The organism is Dactylosporangium thailandense (assembly GCF_059739745.1).
On the sequence record NZ_AP029195.1, the window covers coordinates 150,040 to 174,322 of the forward strand.

Here is a 24,283-nt window from a genome sequence, read left to right on the forward strand (position 1 = left end):
AGGAGCACGCTCACTTCCGAGAGTATCGCCACTTCCAGCGCGCGGGTCCGGGCTGTTGCGCCGGACGCGGTGCGACAGGCAGCCGACCGGCTCGTCACGGCGCAGGAGTCCCTCGCCGCCTGCCGCCCGTCCGAGACCTGATCGGTCCCACCGACGTGCGGACCGCCTATGCGGTGCAGTCGGTCAACGTGGCTCGTCGCCTGGAGGCGCGCCGCCACATCGTGGGACGCAAGATCGGGCTCACCTCGCCGGCCGTCCAGGCTCAGCTCGGCGTCGACCAGCCCGATTTCGGTGTCATCCTGGACGACATGTGGTGCGCCTCCGATCGCCCGGTCGACCTGGCGCGCCTGCTGCAGCCCAAGGCGGAGGCCGAGATCGCGTTCGTGCTGTCCGAGGACGTGCTCGACCCGGCGGTCGGCAGCGATTCAATCAGGTCCAGCATCGACAACGCCGCCGCGGCGCTGGAGATCGTGGACAGCCGGATCGAGCGCTGGGACATCACCATCACCGACACCATCGCGGACAACGCGTCCAGCGGCCTGTTCGTCCTCGGCCGGACCGCGCTTCCCCTCTCCGGGCTGGAGCCGCGCGAGGTCGTGATGAGCATGGCGCTCAATGGCTCGGTCGTCTCGACCGGCGACGGGTCCCAGTGCCTCGGCGACCCCCTCGCGGCGTTGGCGTGGCTGGCGGGGACCGCGCTGGACCTCGGAGCGCCGTTGCGGGCCGGTGACATCGTCCTGTCCGGCGCGATGGGACCTATGGTGTCCGTCCAGCCGGGCGACCACGTGCTGGTGGAGCTGAGCGGACTGGGCCAGCTGCGCGTCGACCTCGTCCGGCGAGCGACGTGTGCGTGGCTCCGGTCCGCGCTGGGCATCACCGACGACGACTGGCGACCGGTCCTCGACGCCCATGCCTCGGCGCCGGAGTCGGGTGTCCGCATCGTGACGGCCTAACGTCGATCGCGCGACACCGGCTCGTCCGGGCGGCCCGTCGAGGCGCAGGGCCGGTCCGGTCCGCTGAACGCCTCCCTCGACCGCCCGCGCCTTCCTTGGCAGCCTGGTGCCAGGAGCACGCAGACCGACGGCGCGTCTCGGTCACCCACCCGCGGACCCGTCGTGAGGTCGGTGCGGCACCCGCGCGGCGAGGTGCTCGTCAGCGCGCACGCGAGCTCGGGAACGGTAACGGCCGAGCCGTCACAGCCGTCGATCTCGCCCCATCCACGGAGGTACCGATGAACGACGTACGACCCGAGACAGCCGACGACCGCCCCGCCCTGGTGATCGGAGCGACCGGCAAGCAGGGCGGGGCCGCCGCACGTTCCCTGCTCCGGGACGGGATCGGAGTCCGGGCTCTCGTGCGCGACCCCGACTCCGAGCCGGCGAAGGCGCTGGCCCGCCTTGGAGCTGACCTGGTGGTCGGTGACCTGTACGACGCCGCGTCGCTGGCGGAGCCGTGCACCGGGGTGCGGGCGGTCTTCTCGGTGCTGCGTCCCGACATGACGGATCCTCAGGCCGACGCCGAGCGCACCCATGCCCGCAACCTGGTCGGGGCGGCTGTTGCCGCGGGAGTTCCCCACTTCGTCCAGACCTCGGTCTCCGGCGTCGGCCGGCACCTCGAGGCGCCGGGCTGGGAGGAGGGCCGCTGGCACCGCTCCTACCACGAGGCCGTGCCGCCGATCAGCGACTACTGGATCAGCAAGGACGACGTCAACGAGCTCGTGCGCCAGGCCGGCTTCCGGGCCTGGACGATCCTGCTTCCCTCGATGTTCATGGAGATGTTCATCCGGCCCTCGGTCTACTTCGAGGATCGAATCGGGGACCGGCTCGTCGCGCCGGTGAACCCCGACACGACGTGCGCGCTGATCGCGGTGGAGGACATCGGCCGCGCGGCGGCGGCGGCGATCGCGGATCCCGACCGGTTCAACGGCGTCGAGCTCGACCTCGCCGGTGACGTCCTCACCCTGGAGGAGATCGCCGAGGTGCTGTCGCGAGCCTGGGGCACCCGGATCTTGCCGCCCGAGCTCCCGATGACGGCGCAAGAGGCGCTGGCCAAGGGCCAGGTCCCGCCCATCGTGCAGTCGTTCGAGTGGATCCGGGACGTGGGCTACCCGGCCAAGCCTGAGCACCTCCGGTCCCTCGGCGTCGAGCCGTCGACGTTCGAGGAGTGGGCGCGGGGTGTCGGCACGCCGTGAGCTCAGGCCGCTCAGCCGCCCCCCTCTCCACGTGAGGTGGACGCCTCCACGACGGCCGCCGGCGGTACGCCCTTTCTAGGGTGTGCTGCCGGTCATCGAAGGTCCCTGACCCGCCCGAGCTCCAGGCCTCGGGCGCTCGCGGCCTCGGCGAACTGGTCCATTACCCCGGCTGCACCGGTCGCGAGGTCGAGGTGGATGGTTCCGAAGTCTCGGGCCAGCCCCTCGTAGACGGTGTCGAGCTGCTGCCTCCGGGCGTGGCCCAGCGGCCCGCGGTGGGATCGGGCCGTCACCAGCACTGCGCCCCGCGCGCTCAGCACCCGGACGCAGTGGGTCAGGTGGGTGCGGAAGTCCTCGACGTCTCGATGGCGCCGCGCCGACCACCCGTGCCCGACGTCCAGGACGACGAGGTGCGGACGGTGCGCGACCGCCACGCGCAGCTGTACCCGTCGGACGTCGTAGGCGGTCGCGCGTGCCGCCGACGCGTCACACCAGGAGATGTCGTGACGCGCGGCCACCAGGTCGGCCAGGAGCAGCGGCCAGCCGTCCCGCCAGGGCGCGAGCGCGCCGGCGCGGTCGCCGAGGACGGCGAAGCGCACGTAGCAGCGGTCCGCGCCCGTGCTCGATCGCCGCCGGGGCGCGGCGATGGCTCGGCGCGGCGGCTCCTGGCTCAACTCGGTCATGGTCGAAACCCCCTGGTATCATGCCGTGCGTCGCACCCGGCTCGCCTCAGCATCACCAGCCGGGAGTGCCCTGCCATGCGCAGATCTACCTACTCACCGACCTAGGTATGTCGGGCTATGATCCGAACGATGGGTCAATCCGCCCACCGAATCCACGGTGACTCCTTGCCCGCTGAGGCCACGACCTTCGTGGGTCGTCGGCATGAGCTGGGGCAGGCCAGGGATCTCCTCTCCGCCTCGCGGCTCGTGACGCTGACCGGGCCAGGGGGAGTGGGCAAGACACGCCTGGCGGTGCGCATCGCCCACCAGGCGCTGCGTGCCTTTCCCGACGGAGTGGTGCTCGTCGAGCTCACCGAGGTGCAGAGCGCCGAGCTCGTGCCGCATGCTGTCGCCCAGGCGCTGGGTCTTCGCGACGAGCGCTCCGGCTGGACCGAGGACGCCTTGGCCGAGCGGCTCGCGGACCAGCACCTGCTACTGGTGCTGGACAGCTGCGAGCACCTCATCGTGGCGTGCGCTCTCCTGGTCGGGCGGATTCTCGCCCGTGCTCCGGGCGTGCACGTGCTCACCACGAGTCGGGAGGCGTTGAAGGTCGCTGGCGAGCACACCTATGCCGTCGCGCCGCTTCCCGTCCCGCCGCGAGAGGTGGTCCCCCAAGCAGCAGACCTGGCGCCGTATGATGGCGTCGCGCTGTTCCTCGACCGGGCGGCTGCACGCGTCCCGGGATTCGTGATGACCGACTCGAACGCGCCGCACATCGCCGAGATCGTCCAGCGGCTTGACGGGATCCCGCTGGCGATCGAGCTCGCCGCGGACCGGGTGCGGGCACTCCCGGTCGCACAGATCAGCGCCCGGTTGAGCTCTCGGCTCCGGTTCTTGACCACGGGCGACCGAAGCGCGTCGGCACGCCACCAGACCCTGCTCGCCTCGATCAAGTGGAGCTACGACCTGTGCTCCGAGGCTGAGCAGCGGCTCTGGGCGCGACTCTCGGTGTTCCCCAGCAGCTTCGTCGTCTCCGCCGTCGAGTCGGTCTGCGCGGGTGGCGACATACCGGTGGACGACGTCATCGACCTGCTCACCGAGCTGGTCGAGAAGTCAGTCCTGTCCCGTGATGACGACGGAGACCGTGAAGCCAGGTACCGGATGCTGGGCGCCATACGAGAGTTCGGGCACGAGCGTCTCCTCGACTCGGGTGACGCCGATGCCGCCCGAGACCGGCTCGTGGCATGGTGCTCGCGTCTCGCCGCCGACTATCGCCGGAGCTGGTTCGGGCCCGGTCAGCGAGAGTGGTTGCTCAGGCTGCGCGCCGAGCACCAGAACGTCGCCACGGCGCTGCGGTTCGCGCTCGACGGTCGCAGTGCCGAGCTGGCGATGCGCATCGCCTCCGACCTCTACTCGCACTGGACCGCGGTCGGCCTGTCGTCAGAGGGCCGTCATTGGCTCAGACGAGGGGTGGAGGAGTCCGAGCCAGGGACCCCGGGCCGCGCCACCGCCCTGTGCTGGCTCGCCTACTTCTGCTTCTACCTCGGTGACCGCGATGACGTCCCGCGACTTCTCTGCGAGGCGCGTGCCGAGGTGGGGCCGGAACCCGCGCCCGCGGACCTGGCCCACCTCCTCCTCGTGGAAGGGCTGATCCAGCTCGGCGAGACCGACGCGCACCTGGCGCAGGGACCGCTGTCCGAGGCCCTGCGGCTGATCGACTCGTGTGACGACCTCCTCGGGCGGGCGCACGTCCTGCTGAGCTATGGCTTCACGCAGTGGCTGTGCGGCGAGCTGGCGTCGGCCCAGGCACTCCTCGAGGAATGCCTGCTCCTCACCGGGCAGCACGCCGAGCGCACCTTCCACTCGAGTGCACTGCTGCACCTGGGCATGGTCCTATGGGATGCCGGCGAACCCGAGTCTGCGGAGGCCATGGTGCTCGAAGGCTTCGTGCTCAAGGTGCAGGACGAGGAACACGTCTCCCAAGCAGTGTGCCTGGAGATGCTGGCTCGGTTCAGCGTCGCTGACGACCCGCGACGAGCAGCCAAGCTCGCCGGGTGCGCGCAGACCGCATGGCGGCGGAGCGGGGCATCGATCGCGAGCGTCGACGCGCTGCGAAGGCTGCGCGACGAGACGCTCGACAATCTCCACGACCGCCTGTCCGAGGGCGACGTCAGCCGCGCTATGGCGGCGGGCGCGAAGCTGTCGTCCGCGCAGGCCCTGGCCTTCGCCCAGGGCTCGTCGGAGACCGCGACGACGGAGGAAGACCTGGACGAGGTCATCCGGCCCCTGACCCGGCGAGAGTGGCAGGTCGCCCGGCAGGTCGCCCACGGGCTCGGGAACCGCCAGATCGCTGGCCGGCTCGCCATCTCACCGCGGACCGTGGACGCCCATATGGCTCATATACTCCAGAAGCTCGCCTTCGGAAGCCGTGCGCAAGTGGCTGCCTGGGTGACCGATCGGCTCCGCCTGATCCAGGATTGACGGGCCGCCTCGCACGTCCGGCGCTGACCGGCTGGTCGGCTCCGCTGACATATGCTGTATCGCGCATCACCCATGGACCCGCAGAAAGTAGGCGTCGATGATCGAGCGGCCGGACAACCTCACTGACCTCGTCTTCGCGGCGATCCGCCGCCGCCTGGTCGACGCGAGCCTTCCGCCGGGTAGCTCGGTCAGCGAGGCGATGCTCTCCAAGGACCTGCAGGTCAGCAAGACCCCCGTGCGCGAGGCGCTCCTGCAGCTGCGGCACATCGGGCTGGTCGAGAGCACCGGCCGCGGCCTCCGCGTCGTCGTGCCGACTGCTCAGATCATCCGTGACGCGTTCGAGATGCGGGCCGGCCTCGAGGCGGCAGCCGTTCGCCTCGCGGCGGAGCGCGCCACCCGCGAGCAGAAGGCCGAGATCGAGGAGTTCGCCCGGGAGTCCGCCCAGGCCAGTGGCGACCACGAGGCCTTCCGGGAGGCCGACACCGCCTTCCACCTGGCCATCGCGGCCGCCACCGCCAACGGCCTGCTGCACCGCGCGGTGGAGGATGCGATCGTGCTCACCCAGGTGCTGCGGCAGCGCGACGTCCACGTCCAGCGGGACTTCAGGCCGGACGCGAAGGAACACCTGGGTATCGCGCGGGCCCTGAAGACCGGCGACGGCGCGACCGCCGCGGACCGGATCTCGGGGCACATCCTCCGGATAATGGAGCAGCTGCTCGACGCCTTTGCCCAGGAGGCGGAGAGCGCGTTGGCGCAGCTCACCCCGAGCCTGCGGTCGCTCATCTAGGTCTCGTGCCGGACTGCTCGGCCGCCTTCACCTGGCTCCGCCACCGGTGCAGGACCGGCTCGGTGTAGCCGGAGGCCTGCACCCTTCCGGTGAAGACGAGCTCGTGGACCGCCCGGAAGGCCGGACCGGCTCGATGTCGTCCTCGCCCAGCGAACGGACGTCCTCGAGCACGGGCATGGTAAGCAGGTCGGCGAGGTCGACCGGTTCGCGCAGTCGCGGATCGGCCTGGCGAGCCCAGACGTCGACCTGGCGGTAGTGCAGGGTGGCTGCGGTGGGGGAGGGGACCCAGGCACGTCGCTCCGGCCTCGGGGTGCTCCGTCTTCTCCACGAGCATCCGCGCCATGCTGTCGGCCTGCATGGTGGCGACCAGCGCATCGAGCAGTCCTTCCGGCACCGGGTCGCCGTCCTGGTCGAGCACCGCGTCGGTCGTCATCACGTGACCGACGTGCCCGACGAACATGTGCGCCCGGCCCGGCAGCACGAAGGGATCGCCCACACGTAGCGGCGGTCGGGGGCTAGTGATCGCGTGAACGTCCGGCCGTCCTTCGTGACTTCCTCGGACAGGGCCCCTGCATCAGGAGCAGCCCGTCGGTCTCTTCCGCTCGATGGGCGGCGCGATCGGGGTCTGTGCCACGGGAGCCGTGCTCGCCGAGCGCACCTGGACGCACTTCGGCGACGCGCTGGCGGCGCTGCGTCCGCAGGATCGCCCCGGTCCGATCCCGGGCACGGGGAGATCCCCGTCCTGGCCGACCTCCACCAGGCCGTGCGGACCGCGTACAGCAGCGCTTTCGGCGCCTCGGTCGGCGACACCTTCATGGTCGGCGCCGCTCGCCGTCGCGGCCGTCGTGTGCGTCCTGCTCTTCCGGACCTCGAACCGGTCGGACGCCGTCGTCGCGAGCGCGGTGGAGATCAGATCGTGCCTGCTGCTCCTGTTGGGGCCTGTTCACGCCGGTCGCCGGCGCGGGCGTCGTCGGCGCGATCGTCGTCGCGTGGGTGATCAACCACGCGAGGAACGGGTTCTTCGTCTTCCGCCCGGGCGAGGGCTACGAATACGTCATGGTGCTCGCGGCTGCGGGAATGGGCCTCGCGGGGACCGGCCCGGGCAGGATCTCGTTCGACCGGCTCATCGGGATCGAGGACCCGCGCCGGCCCGGGCTCCTGACCGGACCGGCTGGCCGGAACCGCGGGCGCGGAGCCTCCTCCTGGCGCTGTGCTGGCGACCGGACCGGTCGGACGCGGGACGGTCGCCAGCCTAGGCAGGAGCCGGGCTATCACAGCTCCTTGCTGATCACCGATTTCATGACCTCGCTGGTGCCGCCGTAGATGCGGGTCACACGCGCGTCGGCGTACAGCCTCGAGATCGGGTACTCCTGGGTGTACCCGTACCCACCGTGCAGCTGCAGGCACTTGTCGACGACCGTCCCCTGGACCTCGGAGCAGAACAGCTTGGCGACCGCGGCGTCGGCAGGGGTGAGTTCGTCGGTCTGGTCGAGGGTGAGGCACGTGTCGATAAGCGCCTGCGCGGCGAGCACCTGCGTGCGGCATTCGGCGAGGACGAACTTCGTGTTCTGGAAGCTGTCCAGGCGCTGCCCGAAGACCTCCCGCCCGGCGACGTAGGCCTTCGTCATCTCGACCGCGCCCGCCGCGGCCGCGTAGCAGCCCAGCGCGATCGACAGGCGCTCCTTGGCCAGGTTGCGAGTCAGGTACTCCCAGGCATGGCCCTCCTCGCCCAGCAGCTCTGCCTGCGGCACCTGGACGTCGGCGAAGCTCAGCTCGACGGTGTCCTGCCCGTGCAGGCCGATCTTCCGGATCCGGCGTCCCACGCTGAACCCCGGCGCCGCGGCGTCGACGAGCAGGATCGAGAGCCCACGGCGGCGGTCGTTCTCGGGCGCCGGCGAGGTCCGGCAGACGACGAGAACCAGGCCGGCGTTGAAGCCGCCGGTGATGAAGGTCTTCGCGCCGTTGAGCACGTAGTGGTCGCCCTCGAGCCGCGCGGTGGTCCGGATGGCCGCCACGTCCGACCCGGCGCCGGGCTCGGTGATGGCGATCGCGGCCATGCACTCGCCGGTGGTGTAGCGCGGGAGCCAGCGCTGCTTCTGCTCCTCGGTGGCCAGCTGCAGCAGGTAGGGCAGCACCAGGTCGGTGTGGATGCGCAGCGCGCCGAGGGTGACCCCGAAGCGGCCGGCCTCCTCGGAGATCACCGCGCTGTACTTGAGGTCGCGCACGCCCGCGCCGCCGTATGCCTCGGGAACTCGGATGCCCAGGATGCCCAGCTCGCCCAGACGCCGGTAGAACGACCGCGGCGGAGCTCCGGCGCTCTCCCACTCGCCGTACTGAGGAACGACCTCGTTCTCGATGAAGCGGCGGACGACCAGGCGGAACTGCTCGTGGTCGTCGTCGTAGATCAGGCGGCGCATGTCAGCCGAGCCCGCTTCCGACGATGGCCACAAAGGAGACGCAGTCGCCCGGCGCGCCACCGAGGTTGTGGGTCAGGCCGTAGCGGCGGCCCTTGGGCTTGATCTGCCGCTCCGCCGGAGCCTCCTCGCGCAGCTGGAGCCAGCACTCGAAGAGCATGCGCAGCCCGGAGGCACCGATCGGATGGCCGAAGCTCTTCAGGCCGCCGTCCGGGTTGACGGGGAGCTCGCCATCCAGCGCGAACCGGTCAGCCATCGCGTCCTTCCAGGACTCCCCGCGCCGGGAGAACCCGAGGTCCTCCATGAGGACCAGCTCGGTGGGGGTGAAGCAGTCGTGCACCTCCGCCATCATGAGCTCAGTGGCCGGGTCGGTGACGCCCGCCTGGGAGTACGCGTCCGTGGCCGATCGCACGACCTCCTCGAAGCTCGTGTAGTCGTAGCTGGGGTCGATCGGCCCGGTGCCCGGGCCGGCGACGAAGGAGAGCGCCTTCACGTAGAGCGGCTTGTCTGTGTACTTCAACGCGTCCTCGGCTCGCACGATGAGCGCCGCTGCGGCACCGTCGCTGACGCCGGAGCAGTCGAACACCCCGAGATCTCCGGCGATCTGCGGAGCAGAGGCGATCTTGGCCTCCGGCACCTCGGACTGGAACTGTGCCCGCGGGTTGCGGGCCCCGTTGAGGTGGTTCTTCCAGGCGACGTGTGTCATGGCGGCCTTGAAGTCGCCGCGGCTGACGCCGTACTTCGCCGAGTACGCCGGTGCCAGCAGCGAGAACCGGGCCGGCGCGGTGACCGTGGTGCTGGTGCCGTCCGAGGGCGGATTGGCGCGCGTGAGGCCGGAGTACCCCGAGTCCTTGAGCTTCTCCACGCCGAGCGCCATCACGATGTCGTACGCGCCCGAGGCGACCGCGTAGCAGGCGTTGCGGAAGGCCTCCGACCCGGTGGCGCAGAAGTTCTCCACCCGGGTGACCGGCTTGTAGTCGGTCTTGAGCGCGCTCGACAGCACCATGCCCGAGAAGCCGCCGTTCATGGTGCCGAGCCAGTAGGCGTCGACGGCGTCCTTGTCGATGCCGGAGGTGTCGAAGGCTTCGGCGGCAGCCTCGACCACCAGGTCGGCGGTCGACGACTCCCACCGCTCGCCGAACCGGGTGCAGCCCATTCCGACGATCGCGACGCGATCCTTGATGCCATGCGAGGTCACGAGACGGCTCCTTCAGCGACGGGACGGGCTTTCCAGAAGTAGTTGTGGATCCCGGAGGTCGTCGACATCCGGCGGAACGTCATCTCGACCCGCTGGCCGACGGCGATCGCCGACGCGTCGATATCGGTGAGCTCGCAGAGATACCTTCCGCCGCCGTCGAAGTCGAGGGCCGCCGCGATGAGGGGCGGCGCGAGTGAGAAGGCGAGGTGGTCGACCGTGAACGTGGCGATCGTCGCCCGGGTGTCGGCCAGCGACCGCAGCTGCATGCGGTCCTGCGTCCCACATCGCAGGCAGACCCGCTGGGGCGGCAGATGCCTGGTGCCGCAGGCCTCGCACTCGCTCCCGCTGAAGGAGAACTTCCACTCGAGCTGGCGGTTCGTCGCCGGGGGCACGGCCCGGTCCGGGTCCGGCCGGCGCGGCTGCTGGCGCTCGATCAGACCGCGCCAGCTGAGGAAGTCGACGTACCCCACGCGTCCGGCCCCACGGGCGATCTCGGTGGCGACCGCGCCGGAGGGCCGGTGCGCGTCCGTCATCCGGAACACCAAGGTGTCCGCTCCGTCGGCGAGGACGGCGAGCGCCACCACGTCACCGGGCTTCGCGGCGTCGAACAGCGCGCCGAGCAGGACCCCGCAGTGCGCGGTCCCGGCGTTGCCGATGGTGGAGACCAGGCCGTCGTGACGCCTGTCGACGGGGATGCCCAGCCGGTCGGGGAGCTTGCCAGCGGCCCGGCGCGACAGGCCGGTGGTGGCAAAGAGGGTGATCTCGTCGACCGCCACACCGGCGCTCTTCAGGGCGTCCTCGAACGCCGCCGCTCCGAGCTCCAGGTAGATGTCCTCACCGAAGCGCTCCTCCCACGTGGAGCTCCACGGAGCGCCGGGCTCGCGCCAGCGATCGAGAAACTCGCGACTCGCAGACCCGGAGCCGAGGAGCTCGGCCACCAGTGGGCGGTCCGAACCGCCGAGGACGAACGCCGCCGCGGCATCCCCGCCCGTCGCCTCGTCGAGGCTGCCGGTCGGCCCGGTGCGGAGGTCGGACAGGGCGACGAGGTTCGCACCGGGCTGGTGCATCGCCGTCAACAGGGCCGCCACTCCGGACCGGACGCCGCCGCAGGAGTCCGCGACGCGGACGGACTGGTCCAGCCCGAGCGCAGCGTGCACCGCGCCGGCGTTGGTCTTGTCGGCGTAGACCGGGGCCGAGGTCGCCAGCACGACGCTGCTCAGCGGCGTCGAGCGGGCCGTGGCCGAGAGCGCCCGCCGGCTGGCCTCCACGGCCAGGGTGGTGGTGTCCTCGTCGTAGCCGGCCACGGCGCGCATTCCCTTGCCGGCGCGGTTGCCGGTGGCGACGCCGATGGCCGCGTGCTCGAGCCGCCAGTACGGAACGTAGACGCCGTAGTCGGACACGCCGATCGAGCCGGTCATGGAACCCTCCGATGAGAAAGAGCGAGCGGGCCGGGGCCTGTCAGTGAACGTATATCAACCTGATCTGGCTCTCAATGACGGCGTTCCGTCTGCCTGGACAGTACTGCTCGTGACCGTGAACGACGCCCGTGCGGTGATGCGCCAAGTTAACGACTATTGCGGTTGCGTCGACTACAGGAACGCATCGGCCGCTGCCCGGACTGCGTTCGCGCCGCCCCGGACCACGAGCGTGGTGACGAGGGAGTCGCGCCAGGCCGAGGCCTCGTCGGCCAGCTTCGCGGCTGGACCGACCAGGGCGACCCGCTCCACCATGGCGAGCGGAACGGCCGCGGCCGCCTCGTCCTTGCGGCCGCCCAGGTACAGCTCCTGGATCCGCTCGCAGTCAGCCTCGAAACCGAGTCTGGCGAAGACGTTGTAGTGGAAGTTCTGCTCCTTGGGCCCCATGCCGCCGATGTAGAGCGCGAGCCGCGGCCGCACGGCGTCGGCCGCGTGCTCGACGTCCTCGTCCACGACGACGTCGACCGGGCAGACGACCTCGAACGTCTCGGCGGTCGCTCGCGCGCCCGGACGGGCGAATCCGTCGGTCAGGCTCGCGCGGTGCTGGGCGTCGTCGTACGGGGAGTAGAAGAGCGGCAGCCAGCCGTCGGCGATCTCTGCCGCGAGCGCCACGTTCTTCGGTCCCTCGGCCGCGAGCAGGACGGGGAGCTCGGGCCGGCGGGGGTGGATCGTGGAACGCAGCGGCTTCCCCAGTCCGGTGCCGTTCGGGGCCGGCAATTGGTAGTGCCGGCCCTCGAACCGGACGACATCGCGACGCAGCGCCTGGCGGACGATCTCCACGTACTCCCTGGTGCGCTCGAGCGGGCGCAGGTAGGGCTGGCCGTACCAGCCCTCCACGACCTGCGGCCCCGAGGCTCCGATGCCGAGCACGAACCGGCCCTCGGTGAGGTGGTCGAGCGTCATCGCCGCCATCGCCGTCGCCGTGGGGGTCCGCGCGGCCATCTGGAGGATCGCCGTACCGAGCCGTAGCCGACGCGTCCGGCTGCCGAGCCAGGCCAGCGGTGTCAACGCGTCCGAGCCCCAGGCCTCACCGGTCCACAGGGAGTTGTAGCCGAGGTCCTCGGCGAGTTCGACGAGCCGAGCCTGGCCGGGCGGCTGCGCGGCACCCCAGTACCCGAGGCCGAGGCCCAGCTCGAGCGACCGCGGAGGACGGGCGGCAGCGTCGGTGCTCATGAGATCCGCACGCGGGCGGATCCGGACAACGTCACGCTCCCGTCCTCCAGCCGCACGACCAGGTCGACCTCGGCGATGCCGTCGGAGACCGCCGTCACCACTCCTTCGCAGGTCGGGGTCGCGAGCACCGGGGTCATCTCCGTGAAGCGAACACGCCAGCTCAGCAGCCGTGCCTGCGGGCACCAGCCGGTGAGCAGCCGGCCCAGGTACGCCATTGAGAGCATGCCGTGCGCGATCACGTCGTCGAAGCCCGAGCGCCGCGCCGCGTCGATGTCGATGTGGATCGGGTTGTGGTCGTGGGACGCACCCGCGAAGAGCGCCAGCGTCGTGCGGCTGATGGGCGGCAGCGCCAGGGGTCCGATCCGGGTGCCGGACGTGGGGGCGCCGGCCGAGGGGGTGCCGGTGGTGCTCATGGGACCGACCTCCGGATGGCCGCCAGGTTGACCAGCTCGGCCACCGGCTCGCCGTGGCGCGTCACGGTCGTGGTCCGGGTGAGGAACGCCAACGTGCCGCCCTTCTTCTCGTAGTAGTCGGTGATCCGCGGGGCGAAGGACAGCTCGTCGCCGGCGAACGCCAATTGGTGGTACTCGAAGGCCTGCTCGGCGTGCAGGATCTGGGAGAGCTGCGCGCCGGCCGCCCGCAGCGCCGCGTAGGGGTCGGGACGCTTCAGCTCGAGGCTGAAGAGGAACGTCGGCGGCACCAAGAGATCCGGGTAGTCCATCGCGCGCGCACGGTCCAAGTCGACGTACACGCCGCCGTCCTCGCCGATCGCGGCGGCGAAGAACTGGAGCTGGCTGCGCTCGACGACGACCGAGAACGCGGCGAGCTCAGTGGCGATCAAGGCATCCCGCAGGGTCATCGGCTCGCCGCGTCCCGCTGTTCCTTGGCCTGCAGCGACGAGACGAACTCCGGGGCGCCGGCGGGCAGGTGCTTCAGGGCCTCATGGATCTCGTCGACGGTCCAGCGCTCGTCCTTGTCGAACGCCTCGGCCTCGGTCCAGCTCTGCTGCCAGCCGATGTGCCCCCCGACCACCACGAACACCTGGCCTGAGACCTGGCAGTCCGGGGCGGCCAGCCAGGCGACCAGCGGGGAGATGTTGGCCGGGTCCCACGGGTCGAACTCGCCGTCGGCGACCGCCAGCTTCGTCGCGAACTCGGGCGAGGCGAGGGTGAGCCGCGTGCGCGCCACCGGGGCGATGGCGTTGACGCGGACGCCGTAGCGCTCGAGCTCCCGCGACGCGACCTGCGTCATCGCCGCGATCCCGGCCTTCGCCGCCGCGTAGTTGAGCTGCCCCGGGTTGCCGCGCAGGCCCGACGGGGACGACGTGTTCACCACGGCGGCATTCACGGGCTCCCCGAGCTTCGCCTGCTCCCGCCAGTACGCCGAGGCGTGCCGCAGCGGGCAGAAGTGTCCCTTGAGGTGCACGTCCATGACCGAGTCCCACTCGGCCTCGGACATGTTGACGGTGAACCGATCGCGCAGGATGCCGGCGTTGTTGACGAGGACGTCGAGGCCGCCGAACGTCTCGACCGCGAGCTCGACCATCGCCGCCGCGCTGTCCCAGTCCGAGACGCTGCCGGTGTGTGCGACCGCGCGGCCGCCGGTCGCCTCGATCTCGGCGACCACCTCGTCCGCCGGCGTCTGGTCTGCCGCCGAGCCGTCCGATCCCGATCCGTTGTCGTTGACGACGACGTTGGCGCCTAGCCGGGCAAACAGCAGGGCGTGCTCCCGCCCGAGCCCGCGGCCGCCGCCGGTGACGAGCACGGTCCGTCCTGAGAAAGTTGACATGCGTTATCTCCGCTGGTCGTTTGACGAGTGGACGCCCGCCGTGAGAACGGCGGTATAGGCTGGGGAAAACCCGTGCTGACCGGTGCCGGTGCGTCCGCACGACCATAGCCCGAACTGAGGTTTGATTGCAATGAACGTTAACAACCCAATGGCGGCGCGGTGACGTCCTCGGCCCCGCAGGCGGCCCGGGATCGACAGGGCGAACGCCGGTCGTCGATCCTCGCGGCCGCCGCCCACCTGATCCGCCAGCGCGGCTTCGCGCAGGTGGGCATCGACGATATCGGCGCCGAGATCGGGCTGAGCGGCCCTGCTCTCTACCGCTACTTCGACAGCAAGCAGACGCTGCTCGCCGAGATCATCGCCGGCCACCTCGATCGCATCGTGGAGGAGCACGACGCGCACGCTCGGGTTGACGGTGGTTCACGCCCGGCCGCATCGATCCGGGCGCTGGTGGGCGCCGCGATGCGGGAACCGAACGCCATGTACGTCACGGTCAGGTACGCAGGTCTCCTGACGGGAGAGCCTCTCGTCCGGGTACGCCGGCGGCGTGAGCGCTTCGACGCCGGGTGGGACGGCCTGCTGCCGCCGATCGGCGAGCATGAGGCGTGGTCCGCGGAGGCACTGCGGGCCCGCGCCATCGCCGGCGCGCTCACCCACCTGTCCCTGGCGCGCGCGGGCTCCCAGACCCAGCGCGGTGTCCTGGCTCGGCAGAGCATCGAGGACCTGAGCTCCCTAACCCTGCGGTCGGTCGGTCGCGCAGCGGCGGCGCCGAGCCCGCGGTCGTCGCTCACGCACGTGAACCGCCGGGAGGCCATCCTCGCGGTGGCGATCCCTCTGTTCTGCGAGCGGGGCTACGCGGCCGTCTCCCTCGGCGACATCGGTGCGCCCCTGGGGATCACAGGCTCCGCCGTGGCGCGGCAGTTCGGCAGCAAGGAGGATCTGCTCGCCGCGGCCATCCTGCGCGGTAGCGAGCAGATCTCCGCCGGGGTCGCGCTCGCGCTGCGGCGATCGGCCTCGGCGAGCGAGGCGGCCCGGGCGATGCTGGCCAGCTACGTCTCCCTCGCGGTCGACTTCCCGGAGCTCGTCGTCGTGCAGAACATCGAGCCCTACGCGCTATCGGCCGAGTACCGGTCCGAGCGGCGCAAGCGGCACCGGGTGTACGTCGACGAGCTGGCGCGCGTTCTCGAGCTCGGCGACCCCGAGAGCGGACGCGCGGCGAGCAGGTTGAGGGCGGGCGCGGCCTTCGGTGCCTTGAACGAGGCGATCGTGGGTGGCGTGCGGAGGGGAGCCGTGGCCGATTCTGCCAATCTCCTCCGCATCGCCTCGGCCATCGCGCTGCCGGGGACCCCTGAATAGTGGCGTGGCGAGGCTATGACGGCGTTGCGGTGTGATCTGCGGTGGAAGGTGGCGGGTGGGCTGCCGATCGACCACGCGGGGTTCGACCCGACGTTCCACCCGACCACGTTGACGGTGTGGCGCAACCGGCTGCGCGCCTGGGAGCGTCCGGACCGGATCTTCGAAGCGGTCCGCCACGTGGTCGCCGAAACCGGTGTCCTGTCAGGCAAGGTCCGGCGGGCGTTGGACTCGGTGGTTTTGGATGACGCAGTGGCCACGAAAGACACGGTGACCCAGTCGATCGCCGCGGTCCGCCGGGTCCACCGCCTGATCCCTGGTGCCGCTGACTTGATCGCGGCCCGCTGCCACGCGCACGACTGGGACGATGCGGGCAAGCCTGCGATGGCGTGGGATGACAGGGCGGCCCGGGATGCGCTGGTCTCGGCGTTGGTCAAGGACGCGGACACGATCGTGGCCGAACTGGCCGGCGTCGAGCTGGACGAGTCGGCCGCCCAAGCGGTGGCCTTGTTGGCGTTGGCGGCCGGGCAGGACGTCGAACCCGCCGACGGCTCCGATGGCACCAACGGCGGATGGCGGATCGCTCACCGGGTCGCGCAAGACCGGGTCATCTCCACCGTCGATACGCAGGCTCGGCACGGACACAAGACCGTGCACCACCGCCAGGACGGCTACAAGGCCCACGTCGCGATCGAATCGGATACCGGGCTGTTCACCGCTGGTGAGCTCACCATGACCTGCGGCGAGGACAACCATGACGCCGTGGTCGGTCTGAACCTGCTGGACAACGACCCGGTCGATCCGCCCGACGGGTTCGAAGTGTTGGGTGATTCGGCTTACGGCACCGGCGATGCCCGCGCCGCCCTCGCCCAAGCGGGACACACCGCGATCATCAAACCGGGGCCGCTCACCCCCGCCGTTGCTGGCGGGTTCACCCTGGACGACTTCGCCATCGACGAGACCGCCGACACCGCGCTACCGCGGCGTAACCGCCAACGACTGGTGGCTGCACACCCGCATGGCCGCCCTCAACCTCCGCCGACTGATCAACCTCGGCCTCCACCACTACCCCGACGGTTGGGCCATCATCTGAACCCGCGACACCCGGCTAACCTCAACCCAGGAGAGGGAAGGCAAGCTCGTTGTCCAGCCACGCGCTGGGACCCAACTGCCGCACAGACGGCCATTGAGAAGCCTTCCCCGCCCATCCGGAAGGTCAAGGACCACGCCCGGCACGCCGGCAAAGCCGACTTCGGCGCAGCCTGCGCCACCTGCCCACTACGCGGGCAATGCACCGATTCCAAGACCGGCCGCAGCATCACCATCGGCCACCACGAGGCCCGCCTCACCGCCGCCCGCACCCGCCAACAGGACCCCCGCCTGGAAGGCCGAATACCGCGCCACCCGACCCAAAGTCGAACGCAAACTTGCGCACCTCATGCGCCGCCGCTACGGCGGCCGACGCGCCCCCGCGGTTGGTTCGAGCCGATCAGATACGCGGATGCATCCGCGTCGCCGCCGACTTCAACCTCCTCGCCGCCGCGGTCAACCTCGCCAGACTCGCCACCCTCGGCCTCACCCACACCACCCGAGGCTGGACCTTCAACCTAACCTGAACACCGAACCCACCCCGGCTACACCCCAACCCAGCAACAGATCCCCACTCCCGCACCCACCAGCCAACACAAACGATGGTCTGGCCCGGAGGGCCAGACCATCGTTTGACACCAGCCACCTAGACGGTGTCGCGGGGCAGCGCTCGAGCGGCCGCCTCCGCGAGGTCGACGACGTGGTCCCGCTGCGCCGCGACGTCGAACTCGGTGTCTCCCATGGCGCCGTCGCGGTACCGAGCGTAGATGCCCTCGCCGATGCACGCCAGACGCCACAGCGCGAACGCCTGGTACCACCCGATGTCCGAGACGTCGCGCCCGGTGCGTGCCCCGTACTGGTCGATGACGGAGTCGCGGGTCGGGTAGCCTGGGTGCCCGGTCGGCGACGGCGAGACCTCGGGTTCACCCGGTTCGCGCCACAGCGCCGTCAGCCACCCGAGGTCGGCGAGCGTGTCCCCGAGTGCGCACAGCTCCCAGTCCAGGACGGCGCGAGCTCGCCCGTCCTCGCCGACCAGGAGGTTGCCGAACCGGAAGTCCCCGTGGACCAGGCCGGTGTACCGCTGCGGCGGGGTGGTGGCGCCCAGCCGCGTCCAGACCTCGTCGATGACCGGCAGCGACCGTTCGCTGACGGCGTGGAACTGCCGGTGCCAGCGAGCGAGCTGTCGCGGCAGGTAGTCCTCGCGCCGCCCGAGCTGTCCGAGACCGACGGCATCGACGTCGAGCTCGTGGATCGCGGCGAGCGCGTCGACGAGGCTGGTCGTCGCGGCTGCCCGTGACCCGACCGGGTAGGCGGCGCCGTCGTCGTCGTTGGTCAGGACCACCCCGTCGACGTACTCCATCACGTAGAACGGCGCTCCCAGCACCGACGGGTCCGAGCACAGCCCGAACAGCTCCGGCACCGGCACCGCACTGCCCTGGAGGCAGGAGAGGACGGAGTACTCGCGCTCCACATCGTGTGCCCGGGGCTGCGCGGACCTGGTCGGCGGCCGGCGCAGCACGTACGCCCGGCCGGCGGTGTCCTCGATCCTGTAGGTGAGGTTCGAGCGGCCGCCCGCGATCAGCGTGGCCCGGGCGGGACCGTCGAGGGGGATCCCGTGACCCGAGATCCAGCGCGTCGCCCGGAGCACCTCGGCCTCATGCATCGTCGTACCGAGCCAGCTCGATGCGCGCGACCGTCCGCAGGTGCACCTCGTCGGGTCCGTCCAGGAGACGCAGCGCCCGCTGTCGTGCGAAGGCCTCCGCCATCGGGAAGTCCTGCGACAGGCCCGCGCCGCCGTGCACCTGCATCGACCGGTCGAGGACGCGACTGGCCATGGCCGGGACCGCCACCTTGATGGCCGAGATGGCGGACCGGGCCACCTTGTTCCCGGCCCGGTCCATGAGCCAGGCCGCGTGGTAGGTGAGCAGCCGCGCCTGGTCGATCTCGATGCGGCTGTCGGCGATGTACTTCTGGATCAGGCCCTGCTCGCCCAGCGGGCGGCCGAACGCCACCCGGCTCTTCGCGCGGAGGCACATCAGCTCGAGCGCGCGCTCGGCGGCACCGATCGATCGCATGCAGTGGTGGATCCGCCCCGGCCCCAGCCGCGCCTGGGCGATCTCGAAGCCGCCGCCCTCGCTGCCGAGGAGGTGGGAGACGGGGACGCGGACGTCGTCGAGGGTGACCTCGCAGTGCCCCGCCTTGTGGTTGTAGCCGAGGACGAGCAGGTCCCGGACGACCTCGAGTCCCGGGGAGTCGAACGGCACCAGGACCATGCTCTGCTGGCGAAACGTCGGCGCGTCGGGATTGGTCTTCCCCATGACGATGCCGAGGCTGCACCGGGGGTCGGCCGCCCCCGAGATCCACCACTTCCTGCCGTTGATGACGTAGTCGTCTCCGTCGCGGACGATGCTGCACCGGATGTTGGTCGCGTCCGATCCGGCGACATCGGGCTCCGTCATCAGGAACGCCGAACGGATCGTGCCCTCCAACAGCGGGGCGAGCCAGCGTTCCTTCTGCTCGTCGGTGCCGAACATGGCCAGCAGCTCCATGTTCCCGGTGTCCGGAGGCGAGCAGTTCAGGGCTTCCGGCCCGATCATGCTCCGACCGCTCAGTTCGGCGAGCGGCGCGTAGTCGAGGGTGCTCAACCCTCCGCCCGCCTCCGTCGCGTGCGGCAGGAAGAGGTTCCACAGGCGGGCCTCGCGGGCCGCGCTCTTGAGCTCCTCCATGATCGGCGGCTGGGCGTGCGGGCCCGCCGCGGCCAGCTGCTCCTCGTAGACGCGTTCGGCCGGATAGACCCGTTCGGTCATGAAGAGCTGTAGGCGCTCGTACAGCTCGGCAGCCCGGGGGCTCATCTCGAAGTCCACGTCGTCACCTCCACTCGGCCGACCGCGACGCGGCGGCGGCATCCAGTCGTGCCAGTCGGTCCCGGAGCTGCCGCTTCAGGATCTTGCCCACCGCGTTGCGCGGGAGATCCCCGGCCTGCAGGTAGATCTCGGCGGGAACCTTGAACGCGGCCAGGTGCCGGCCGACGTGCACCTGGAGGTCCGCCGCGGTCGTCGCGGACCCCGGTCGTATGCGGACGACCGCGACGACCTCCTCGCCGAGGACATCGTGCGGACGGCCCAGGACCGCGCTGTCCTCGACATCGGGGTGGGCGCTGAGCACGTCCTCCACCTCCGCACAGTAGACGTTCTCGCCGGACCTGATCACGACGTCCTTGATCCGGTCGACGACGTAGACGAAATCATCCTCGTCGATGCGCACGAGGTCCCCGGAGTGGAACCAGCCCGCGGCGTCGAACGCGTCGCTCTCCTGGTTCCAGTACCGGTAGGCGGAGTTCGGGCCGCGCAGCCAGGCCTCGCCCACCTGTCCGGTCGGGACGTCGTTCCCGTCGACCCCCACGACCCGGATCTCCGTCGTCGGGAAGGTCGACCCCACCGACAGGGGACGTTCGAAGAAGTCGTGTGACCCGATCATGACCATCGGGCCGCAGGTCTCGGTCAGGCCGTAACCCGATCCCCCCGCCACTCGGCGGTCGAAGACGGTCCCGATTCGGGCGACCAGAGCGGAGGTGAGGGGCGCTCCGCCGGACGTCAAGCTGCGGAGCGAGGGCAGCCGTACGCCGGTCCGCTCGACCTCGTCGAGGAGCGCGGAGATGACTGTCGGGACACCGCCGGGGACAGTGTCCACCTGTTCGCGCTGGATCAGCTCCACGGCCCGCCCGGCATCCCACTTGCGCATGAGCACGAGGTGGGATCCGGTCGCCGCGGCGGAGATGATCCGCGGCAGTGAGGCGACATGGAACAGGGGTCCGACCACCAGTGCCGTGGGAACCGACGGCGGTTGCCGAGCGGGCTCGCCGCGCAGCTGTGCCAGCCGGGCCTCGACCTGGCTGTACAGCCGCATGTTGATCATCGTGCTCAGGTGCGCCCGGTGCGTCGCGACGGCACCCTTCGGTGTGCCGGTGGTGCCTGAGGTGTACATGATCGTCGCATCGTCCTCGGCGGCGAGGGGGACGGCGGTCAGGTCCAGTTCGGTGCGGTGGTCGTCCAGGACCGCGGCCCAGGTGTCGTCGCCACTGGGCTTTGGGGAGGGCCGAACCTCGACCACGCTGCGTAGTGCGGGGAGGCGGTGCCGTTCGCGGTGGATCAGCTCGCTCCGCTCGGCGTCGGCGACGACGACGGCAGCCGCGCAGTCCGCGAGGGCGTTGGCGAGCTCGGCGGCCGTCCACCAGGAGTTGAGCGGGACGCAGACGGCGCCGACGCTGACGCTCGCGCTGAAGGCGATCACCCACTCGGGGTAGTTGCGCGCGGCGACGGCCACCCGGTCGCCCGGCCGGATTCCATAGCGCTTGACGAGGGCGCTCGCGAACCGGCCGACCAGGTGCACGTACTCCGACCAGGTGTACTGCTCGTCCTCGTACGTCAGCGCGGGTCGCTCGCCCCAGTGCCGGCCGGAGACGAGCACGTCCCGGATGCTGTCCGGGGTCGTCGAGTAGATGCGGAGGTCGACGCCGCGGATCCGCGCCGTACGCACCGGGAAGGGTCCGTCCGGTCCCGTGAGCTGCGCCACGATCGTGGCGCGCAGGTCCGCATCCTCCATGCCTCACACCTCTCCGGCCTGTCGTGATATCCGAGATACCGTACATCGAACTCCAGTCGGGGGCACGCCCGAACCTGTGGAGCGCCTCCTCCTCGACGAACCGGAACAGCTCATCGGCGATCCGGAGGCCACTCAGGTCGTTCCGGCATGCGGAAATCGGTGTCTTCACGATCAAGTGTTCCCCACCGCGCGCCCCCATGAAGATGAACCTTGCGCATCTTCGCGTCGACTCTCTAGGGTCAGAATCTCATATCTCGTACATCAGACTTTGCGGAGAGTCAAAGGGGTAACAGCGTGATCCTCAAGCGGGCAACCCTCCTTCTGGCGCCGGCGCTCTGTGCCGTGGCGCTTTTCACCGCCGGGTGCGGCTCGGAGTCCAACGATGCCGGACCGACGAGCGGCGTCGACCCGAACCTGGGTGGCGGGACCGAGTGGCAGCAGATCGTCGACGCGGCGAACGACGAGGGCAAGGTGGTGCTGTACACGGCCAGTGACGGCGCGGCGACGACGCTGCCGCCGGCCTTCGCGAAGGCCTACCCGGACATCAAGCTGGTCGTCGTCCACTATGCGTCCGGCGAGCTGACCGCGAAGCTGGACGCCGAGAAGGGGACGACCTCGACCGGCGCCGACGTCGCGATGGCGTCGTCCAAGGGCTGGTGGGACCGCAACGTCGATCGGTTGCCCCAGATCACGGGCCCGGCGCTCGACAAGTACTGGTCGGACAAGAAGTCGTACGTGCTCGGCGGCGACAAGTACGTCCTGTCGGGCGCCACGCCGCTGGGCGCCGCCGTCAATGCCGACCGCCTTCAGGAGCTCAAGGCGGATCCCATCACCGGGTACAAGGACCTGCTGCAGCCCGCGCTGAGCCGCAACATCGGCATCGTCCCAGGGGAGGGCTCGCCGGCCGCCGAGCAGTGGTGGTACTACGCCACCCAGGAGATGGGTGGCCCCGACGCCCTCAAGCAGCTGGCGTCGCTGCAGCCGCGCGCCTACGAGAACGGGACCACGCCGCTGGCGACCGATGTCGGATCGGGCGAGATCGCCGTCGGCTTCTACGCGACGAAGTCCGCGACCCAGGCGCTGGCCGACCAGGGCGCTCCGATCGAGTTCGTGCCCCTCGAGCCCGCGATCGCCATCGGCGGCTACACCGGGATCGTCGGCACCGCCCACCCGAACGCCGCCCAGGTGCTCGTCAACTGGCTGCTGTCGCCGGCGGGTCAGGTCGCGCTCTTCGGCGAGGGCAATGCGTGGACGCCCCTCCAGAAGGCTGAGCTCGGCGACGTGCCCTCGACCATGACCTCGATCCCCGAGGGCAGCCACTTAACCGACGGCGTGCTGACCCCCGAGCAGTCTGACTTCTACGACGGCGACTTCCTGCCGAGCCTGGGTCGCTGAGGTCCTCGTCCTCATGGAGTCCCCCAAGAACCGGCGAGGCATCGCCTGGTGGGCCCTGGTGCTGGTCATGGCCATGCTGATCCTGTGGCCGCTGGTCAACCTCGAGGCGAAGATGGCGACCGACACCGGCGCCTTCCGGCGTGCCCTGGACTACCCCGGCCTCGGCACCGCGCTGCTCAACACGCTGGTGCTGGCGGTCGGCACGGTGGTGATCGCGGTGCCGAGCGGGACTACGCTCGCCTGGGTCACGCTGCGGACGCCGCCGCGGATGCGCGGGGTCGTGGCCTTCCTGCCGATGGTGCCGCTGATGCTGCCCCCGGTGGCCAAGGTGGCCGGCTGGACCTACCTGCTTTCGCCGCGGACCGGCGTGATCAACCAACTGCTGCGTGAGACGGGCCTCTTCTCCTCCGACACGGGCCCGATCGACATCTACACCATGGCCGGGATGATCGCGATCTCCGGGATCACCCTGACCTCGTTCGTCTACCTATTCGTCAGCGCGAGCCTCCGCCAGCGAGGCGTCGAGCTGGAGCTGGCGGCGTCGACTTTCGGGGCGAACGGGTGGGAGACCTTCGGGAGGGTGACGCTCCCGCTGCTCAGGCCGGCGCTGACCTACTCGACCGGCATCGTGTTTCTGCTCGCGCTCGGTCAGTTCACCACGCCGCTGCTCCTGGGCGGCCCGCGCAACATCGAGGTGATCAGCACAGTGATGTACCGCGTGGCCAGCGCGCCGCCGGTCGACTACGCGATGGGGGCCGTTCTCGCCGTCCCGCTGCTGCTCTTGGGTGTCCTCGTGGTCGTCGGCCAGCGGTGGGCGATCGGCGACGAGCGCCGGTTCGTCGCCATGTCGGGTCGTGGGGGACAGGTCGGCACCCGAAGCTCTTGGTGGGCGCTCATCCCGGTGGCGCTCTACCTCGGCGTCGCGGTAGTGCTGCCGCTCGCCGCGCTGATCGTGGTGTCGCTCGTACCCTATTGGTCCGGTCGAATCGACGTCACGTCGTTCACCTTCGCCAACTGGGACCGCGCGCTGTCGAACCCGGCGACCCAGGAGGCGATCTCCACGACGGGCTGGGCGGTCCTGTTCACCGTGATCATCGTCGTACCGCTGGGCTATCTGTGCGCGCTCGCGCTGGTCGGTCGCTCCGGCGCGTCGCGACTGGCACGGCGCAGCGTCGACATGCTCAGCAGCGTCAGTCTGAGCATGCCGGCGGTCCTGCTCGGGTTCGCCTTCCTGCTCACCTACACCGAGCCGCCCTTCCGGCTGTACGGGACGACCGCAATGGTCGTGGTCGCCTATGTCAGCCTGATGGTGCCGCACGCCATCAGGCCGCAGCTGAGCGCGATGATGACCGTCGGGCCGGAGTACGCCGAAGCGGCCCGGGTCGGTGGGGCCGGCCCGCTGGCCACCGCTTGGCGGGTGGGCATGCCGCTGACCCGCACCGGGATCAGCGTGGCCGCCTCACTGGTAGTGATCATGGTCGTCCACGAGTTCGCCGTCTCGCTCATGGTCACCTCGCCGGGGCGCCGGGTGATGGGCGCGTTGCTCTACGACGCGACGAACTTCGGCACCGCTCCCCAGATCGCCGTCGTAGCCCTGCTCATGGTGGTCGTGAGCTCCATCGGAATCGTCGCGGCGGTGCTGATCGGTGGCACCAAGTCGCTGGAAAGGACCTAGAAG

Annotated in this window: 19 protein-coding genes and 2 pseudogenes; 10 read left to right on the forward strand and 11 right to left on the reverse strand. The window is 70.5% G+C overall.

From position 1 onward, the window contains the following. Positions 1 to 188 precede the first annotated feature (188 nt). Entirely contained in the window at positions 189 to 953 is a 765-nt protein-coding gene (locus AC6JBM_RS00585) for a 2-keto-4-pentenoate hydratase (RefSeq protein ID WP_497981643.1), read from the forward strand. Between the two features lie 278 nt (positions 954 to 1,231). Then, positions 1,232 to 2,191: an NmrA/HSCARG family protein gene (locus tag AC6JBM_RS00590; protein ID WP_497981644.1), complete on the forward strand. Its 960-nt coding sequence runs from the start codon at positions 1,232 to 1,234 to the stop codon at positions 2,189 to 2,191. Positions 2,192 to 2,283: 92 nt separating this feature from the next. Here the strand turns inward: AC6JBM_RS00590 and AC6JBM_RS00595 are convergent, their stop codons facing one another. After that, positions 2,284 to 2,871, reverse strand: a complete 588-nt coding sequence (locus AC6JBM_RS00595; RefSeq protein WP_497981645.1) for an SGNH/GDSL hydrolase family protein — start codon at positions 2,869 to 2,871, stop codon at positions 2,284 to 2,286. 129 nt (positions 2,872 to 3,000) lie between these two features. Here AC6JBM_RS00595 and AC6JBM_RS00600 point away from each other — a divergent pair, with 129 nt between their 5' ends. The 3 genes from AC6JBM_RS00600 (at position 3,001) to AC6JBM_RS00610 (ending at position 6,620) form a co-directional block, all read left to right on the forward strand. After that, the gene (locus tag AC6JBM_RS00600; protein WP_497981646.1) at positions 3,001 to 5,331 is read left to right on the forward strand and encodes an ATP-binding protein; all 2,331 of its coding nucleotides are present in this window, start codon (positions 3,001 to 3,003) and stop codon (positions 5,329 to 5,331) included. A gap of 97 nt (positions 5,332 to 5,428) precedes the next feature. Next, on the forward strand, positions 5,429 to 6,118 hold the full coding sequence (locus AC6JBM_RS00605) for a GntR family transcriptional regulator (protein ID WP_497981647.1): 690 nt from the start codon (positions 5,429 to 5,431) through the stop codon (positions 6,116 to 6,118). Between the two features lie 271 nt (positions 6,119 to 6,389). Then, positions 6,390 to 6,620, forward strand: a complete 231-nt coding sequence (locus AC6JBM_RS00610) for a hypothetical protein (protein WP_497981648.1) — start codon at positions 6,390 to 6,392, stop codon at positions 6,618 to 6,620. Positions 6,621 to 7,389: 769 nt separating this feature from the next. Here the strand turns inward: AC6JBM_RS00610 and AC6JBM_RS00615 are convergent. The 7 genes from AC6JBM_RS00615 to AC6JBM_RS00645 form a co-directional block, all read right to left on the reverse strand. Beyond that, positions 7,390 to 8,535: an acyl-CoA dehydrogenase family protein gene (locus AC6JBM_RS00615; protein ID WP_497981649.1), complete on the reverse strand. Its 1,146-nt coding sequence runs from the start codon at positions 8,533 to 8,535 to the stop codon at positions 7,390 to 7,392. 1 nt (position 8,536) lies between these two features. Beyond that, positions 8,537 to 9,730, reverse strand: a complete 1,194-nt coding sequence (locus AC6JBM_RS00620; RefSeq protein WP_497981650.1) for an acetyl-CoA acetyltransferase — start codon at positions 9,728 to 9,730, stop codon at positions 8,537 to 8,539. After that, the gene (locus tag AC6JBM_RS00625) at positions 9,727 to 11,148 is read right to left on the reverse strand and encodes an OB-fold domain-containing protein (protein ID WP_497981651.1); all 1,422 of its coding nucleotides are present in this window, start codon (positions 11,146 to 11,148) and stop codon (positions 9,727 to 9,729) included. Before AC6JBM_RS00625 ends, AC6JBM_RS00620 begins: the two co-directional genes overlap by 4 nt. Positions 11,149 to 11,319: 171 nt before the next feature. Further along, positions 11,320 to 12,378: an LLM class F420-dependent oxidoreductase gene (locus AC6JBM_RS00630; RefSeq protein ID WP_497981652.1), complete on the reverse strand. Its 1,059-nt coding sequence runs from the start codon at positions 12,376 to 12,378 to the stop codon at positions 11,320 to 11,322. Continuing rightward, the gene (locus AC6JBM_RS00635) at positions 12,375 to 12,791 is read right to left on the reverse strand and encodes a MaoC/PaaZ C-terminal domain-containing protein (protein WP_497981653.1); all 417 of its coding nucleotides are present in this window, start codon (positions 12,789 to 12,791) and stop codon (positions 12,375 to 12,377) included. Before AC6JBM_RS00635 ends, AC6JBM_RS00630 begins: the two co-directional genes overlap by 4 nt. Beyond that, on the reverse strand, positions 12,788 to 13,219 hold the full coding sequence (locus tag AC6JBM_RS00640; RefSeq protein ID WP_497981654.1) for a MaoC family dehydratase N-terminal domain-containing protein: 432 nt from the start codon (positions 13,217 to 13,219) through the stop codon (positions 12,788 to 12,790). Before AC6JBM_RS00640 ends, AC6JBM_RS00635 begins: the two co-directional genes overlap by 4 nt. 14 nt (positions 13,220 to 13,233) lie before the next feature. Continuing rightward, positions 13,234 to 14,166 carry an SDR family oxidoreductase gene (locus tag AC6JBM_RS00645; RefSeq protein WP_497981655.1) on the reverse strand — a complete coding sequence of 311 codons (933 nt, stop codon included), beginning with the start codon at positions 14,164 to 14,166 and terminating at the stop codon, positions 13,234 to 13,236. Positions 14,167 to 14,325: 159 nt separating this feature from the next. Between AC6JBM_RS00645 and AC6JBM_RS00650 the strand changes: the two genes are divergently transcribed. From AC6JBM_RS00650 to AC6JBM_RS00660, 3 genes and pseudogenes are all read left to right on the forward strand, one after another. Next, on the forward strand, positions 14,326 to 15,522 hold the full coding sequence (locus AC6JBM_RS00650) for a TetR/AcrR family transcriptional regulator (protein WP_497981656.1): 1,197 nt from the start codon (positions 14,326 to 14,328) through the stop codon (positions 15,520 to 15,522). 9 nt (positions 15,523 to 15,531) lie between these two features. Then, positions 15,532 to 16,491 (forward strand): annotated as a pseudogene (locus tag AC6JBM_RS00655) (transposase); the annotation flags it as partial. A 267-nt stretch (positions 16,492 to 16,758) separates the two neighbouring features. Beyond that, positions 16,759 to 17,130 (forward strand): annotated as a pseudogene (locus AC6JBM_RS00660) (transposase); the annotation flags it as partial. A 124-nt stretch (positions 17,131 to 17,254) separates the two neighbouring features. Here AC6JBM_RS00660 and AC6JBM_RS00665 read toward each other — a convergent pair. From AC6JBM_RS00665 to AC6JBM_RS00675, 3 genes are read right to left on the reverse strand one after another with little or no spacing between them, the layout of a single operon-like run. Continuing rightward, on the reverse strand, positions 17,255 to 18,271 hold the full coding sequence (locus AC6JBM_RS00665) for a phosphotransferase family protein (RefSeq protein WP_497981657.1): 1,017 nt from the start codon (positions 18,269 to 18,271) through the stop codon (positions 17,255 to 17,257). Next, complete coding sequence (locus tag AC6JBM_RS00670) at positions 18,264 to 19,472, reverse strand: acyl-CoA dehydrogenase family protein (protein ID WP_497981658.1); 1,209 nt, start codon at positions 19,470 to 19,472, stop codon at positions 18,264 to 18,266. Before AC6JBM_RS00670 ends, AC6JBM_RS00665 begins: the two co-directional genes overlap by 8 nt. Before the next feature lie 4 nt (positions 19,473 to 19,476). After that, positions 19,477 to 21,210 carry a class I adenylate-forming enzyme family protein gene (locus AC6JBM_RS00675; protein WP_497981659.1) on the reverse strand — a complete coding sequence of 578 codons (1,734 nt, stop codon included), beginning with the start codon at positions 21,208 to 21,210 and terminating at the stop codon, positions 19,477 to 19,479. Positions 21,211 to 21,504: 294 nt separating this feature from the next. On the opposite strand from AC6JBM_RS00675, the gene AC6JBM_RS00680 reads away from it, so the two are divergent. Beyond that, a complete protein-coding gene (locus AC6JBM_RS00680; RefSeq protein ID WP_497981660.1) occupies positions 21,505 to 22,605 on the forward strand; it encodes an ABC transporter substrate-binding protein in 1,101 nt (366 codons plus the stop codon). A 13-nt stretch (positions 22,606 to 22,618) separates the two neighbouring features. Continuing rightward, positions 22,619 to 24,280, forward strand: a complete 1,662-nt coding sequence (locus AC6JBM_RS00685; protein WP_497981661.1) for an ABC transporter permease — start codon at positions 22,619 to 22,621, stop codon at positions 24,278 to 24,280. Positions 24,281 to 24,283 lie beyond the last annotated feature (3 nt).

What these genes read in the sequence shown, in the direction of transcription:
- AC6JBM_RS00590 (WP_497981644.1), top strand. Translation starts at nt 1,232, where the DNA reads ATGAACGACGTACGACCCGAGACAGCCGACGACCGCCCCGCCCTGGTG.
- AC6JBM_RS00595 (WP_497981645.1), bottom strand. Translation starts at nt 2,871, where the DNA reads ATGACCGAGTTGAGCCAGGAGCCGCCGCGCCGAGCCATCGCCGCGCCC.
- AC6JBM_RS00600 (WP_497981646.1), top strand. Translation starts at nt 3,001, where the DNA reads ATGGGTCAATCCGCCCACCGAATCCACGGTGACTCCTTGCCCGCTGAG.
- AC6JBM_RS00605 (WP_497981647.1), top strand. Translation starts at nt 5,429, where the DNA reads ATGATCGAGCGGCCGGACAACCTCACTGACCTCGTCTTCGCGGCGATC.
- AC6JBM_RS00615 (WP_497981649.1), bottom strand. Translation starts at nt 8,535, where the DNA reads ATGCGCCGCCTGATCTACGACGACGACCACGAGCAGTTCCGCCTGGTC.
- AC6JBM_RS00625 (WP_497981651.1), bottom strand. Translation starts at nt 11,148, where the DNA reads ATGACCGGCTCGATCGGCGTGTCCGACTACGGCGTCTACGTTCCGTAC.
- AC6JBM_RS00630 (WP_497981652.1), bottom strand. Translation starts at nt 12,378, where the DNA reads ATGAGCACCGACGCTGCCGCCCGTCCTCCGCGGTCGCTCGAGCTGGGC.
- AC6JBM_RS00635 (WP_497981653.1), bottom strand. Translation starts at nt 12,791, where the DNA reads ATGAGCACCACCGGCACCCCCTCGGCCGGCGCCCCCACGTCCGGCACC.
- AC6JBM_RS00645 (WP_497981655.1), bottom strand. Translation starts at nt 14,166, where the DNA reads ATGTCAACTTTCTCAGGACGGACCGTGCTCGTCACCGGCGGCGGCCGC.
- AC6JBM_RS00665 (WP_497981657.1), bottom strand. Translation starts at nt 18,271, where the DNA reads ATGCATGAGGCCGAGGTGCTCCGGGCGACGCGCTGGATCTCGGGTCAC.
- AC6JBM_RS00675 (WP_497981659.1), bottom strand. Translation starts at nt 21,210, where the DNA reads ATGGAGGATGCGGACCTGCGCGCCACGATCGTGGCGCAGCTCACGGGA.
- AC6JBM_RS00685 (WP_497981661.1), top strand. Translation starts at nt 22,619, where the DNA reads ATGGAGTCCCCCAAGAACCGGCGAGGCATCGCCTGGTGGGCCCTGGTG.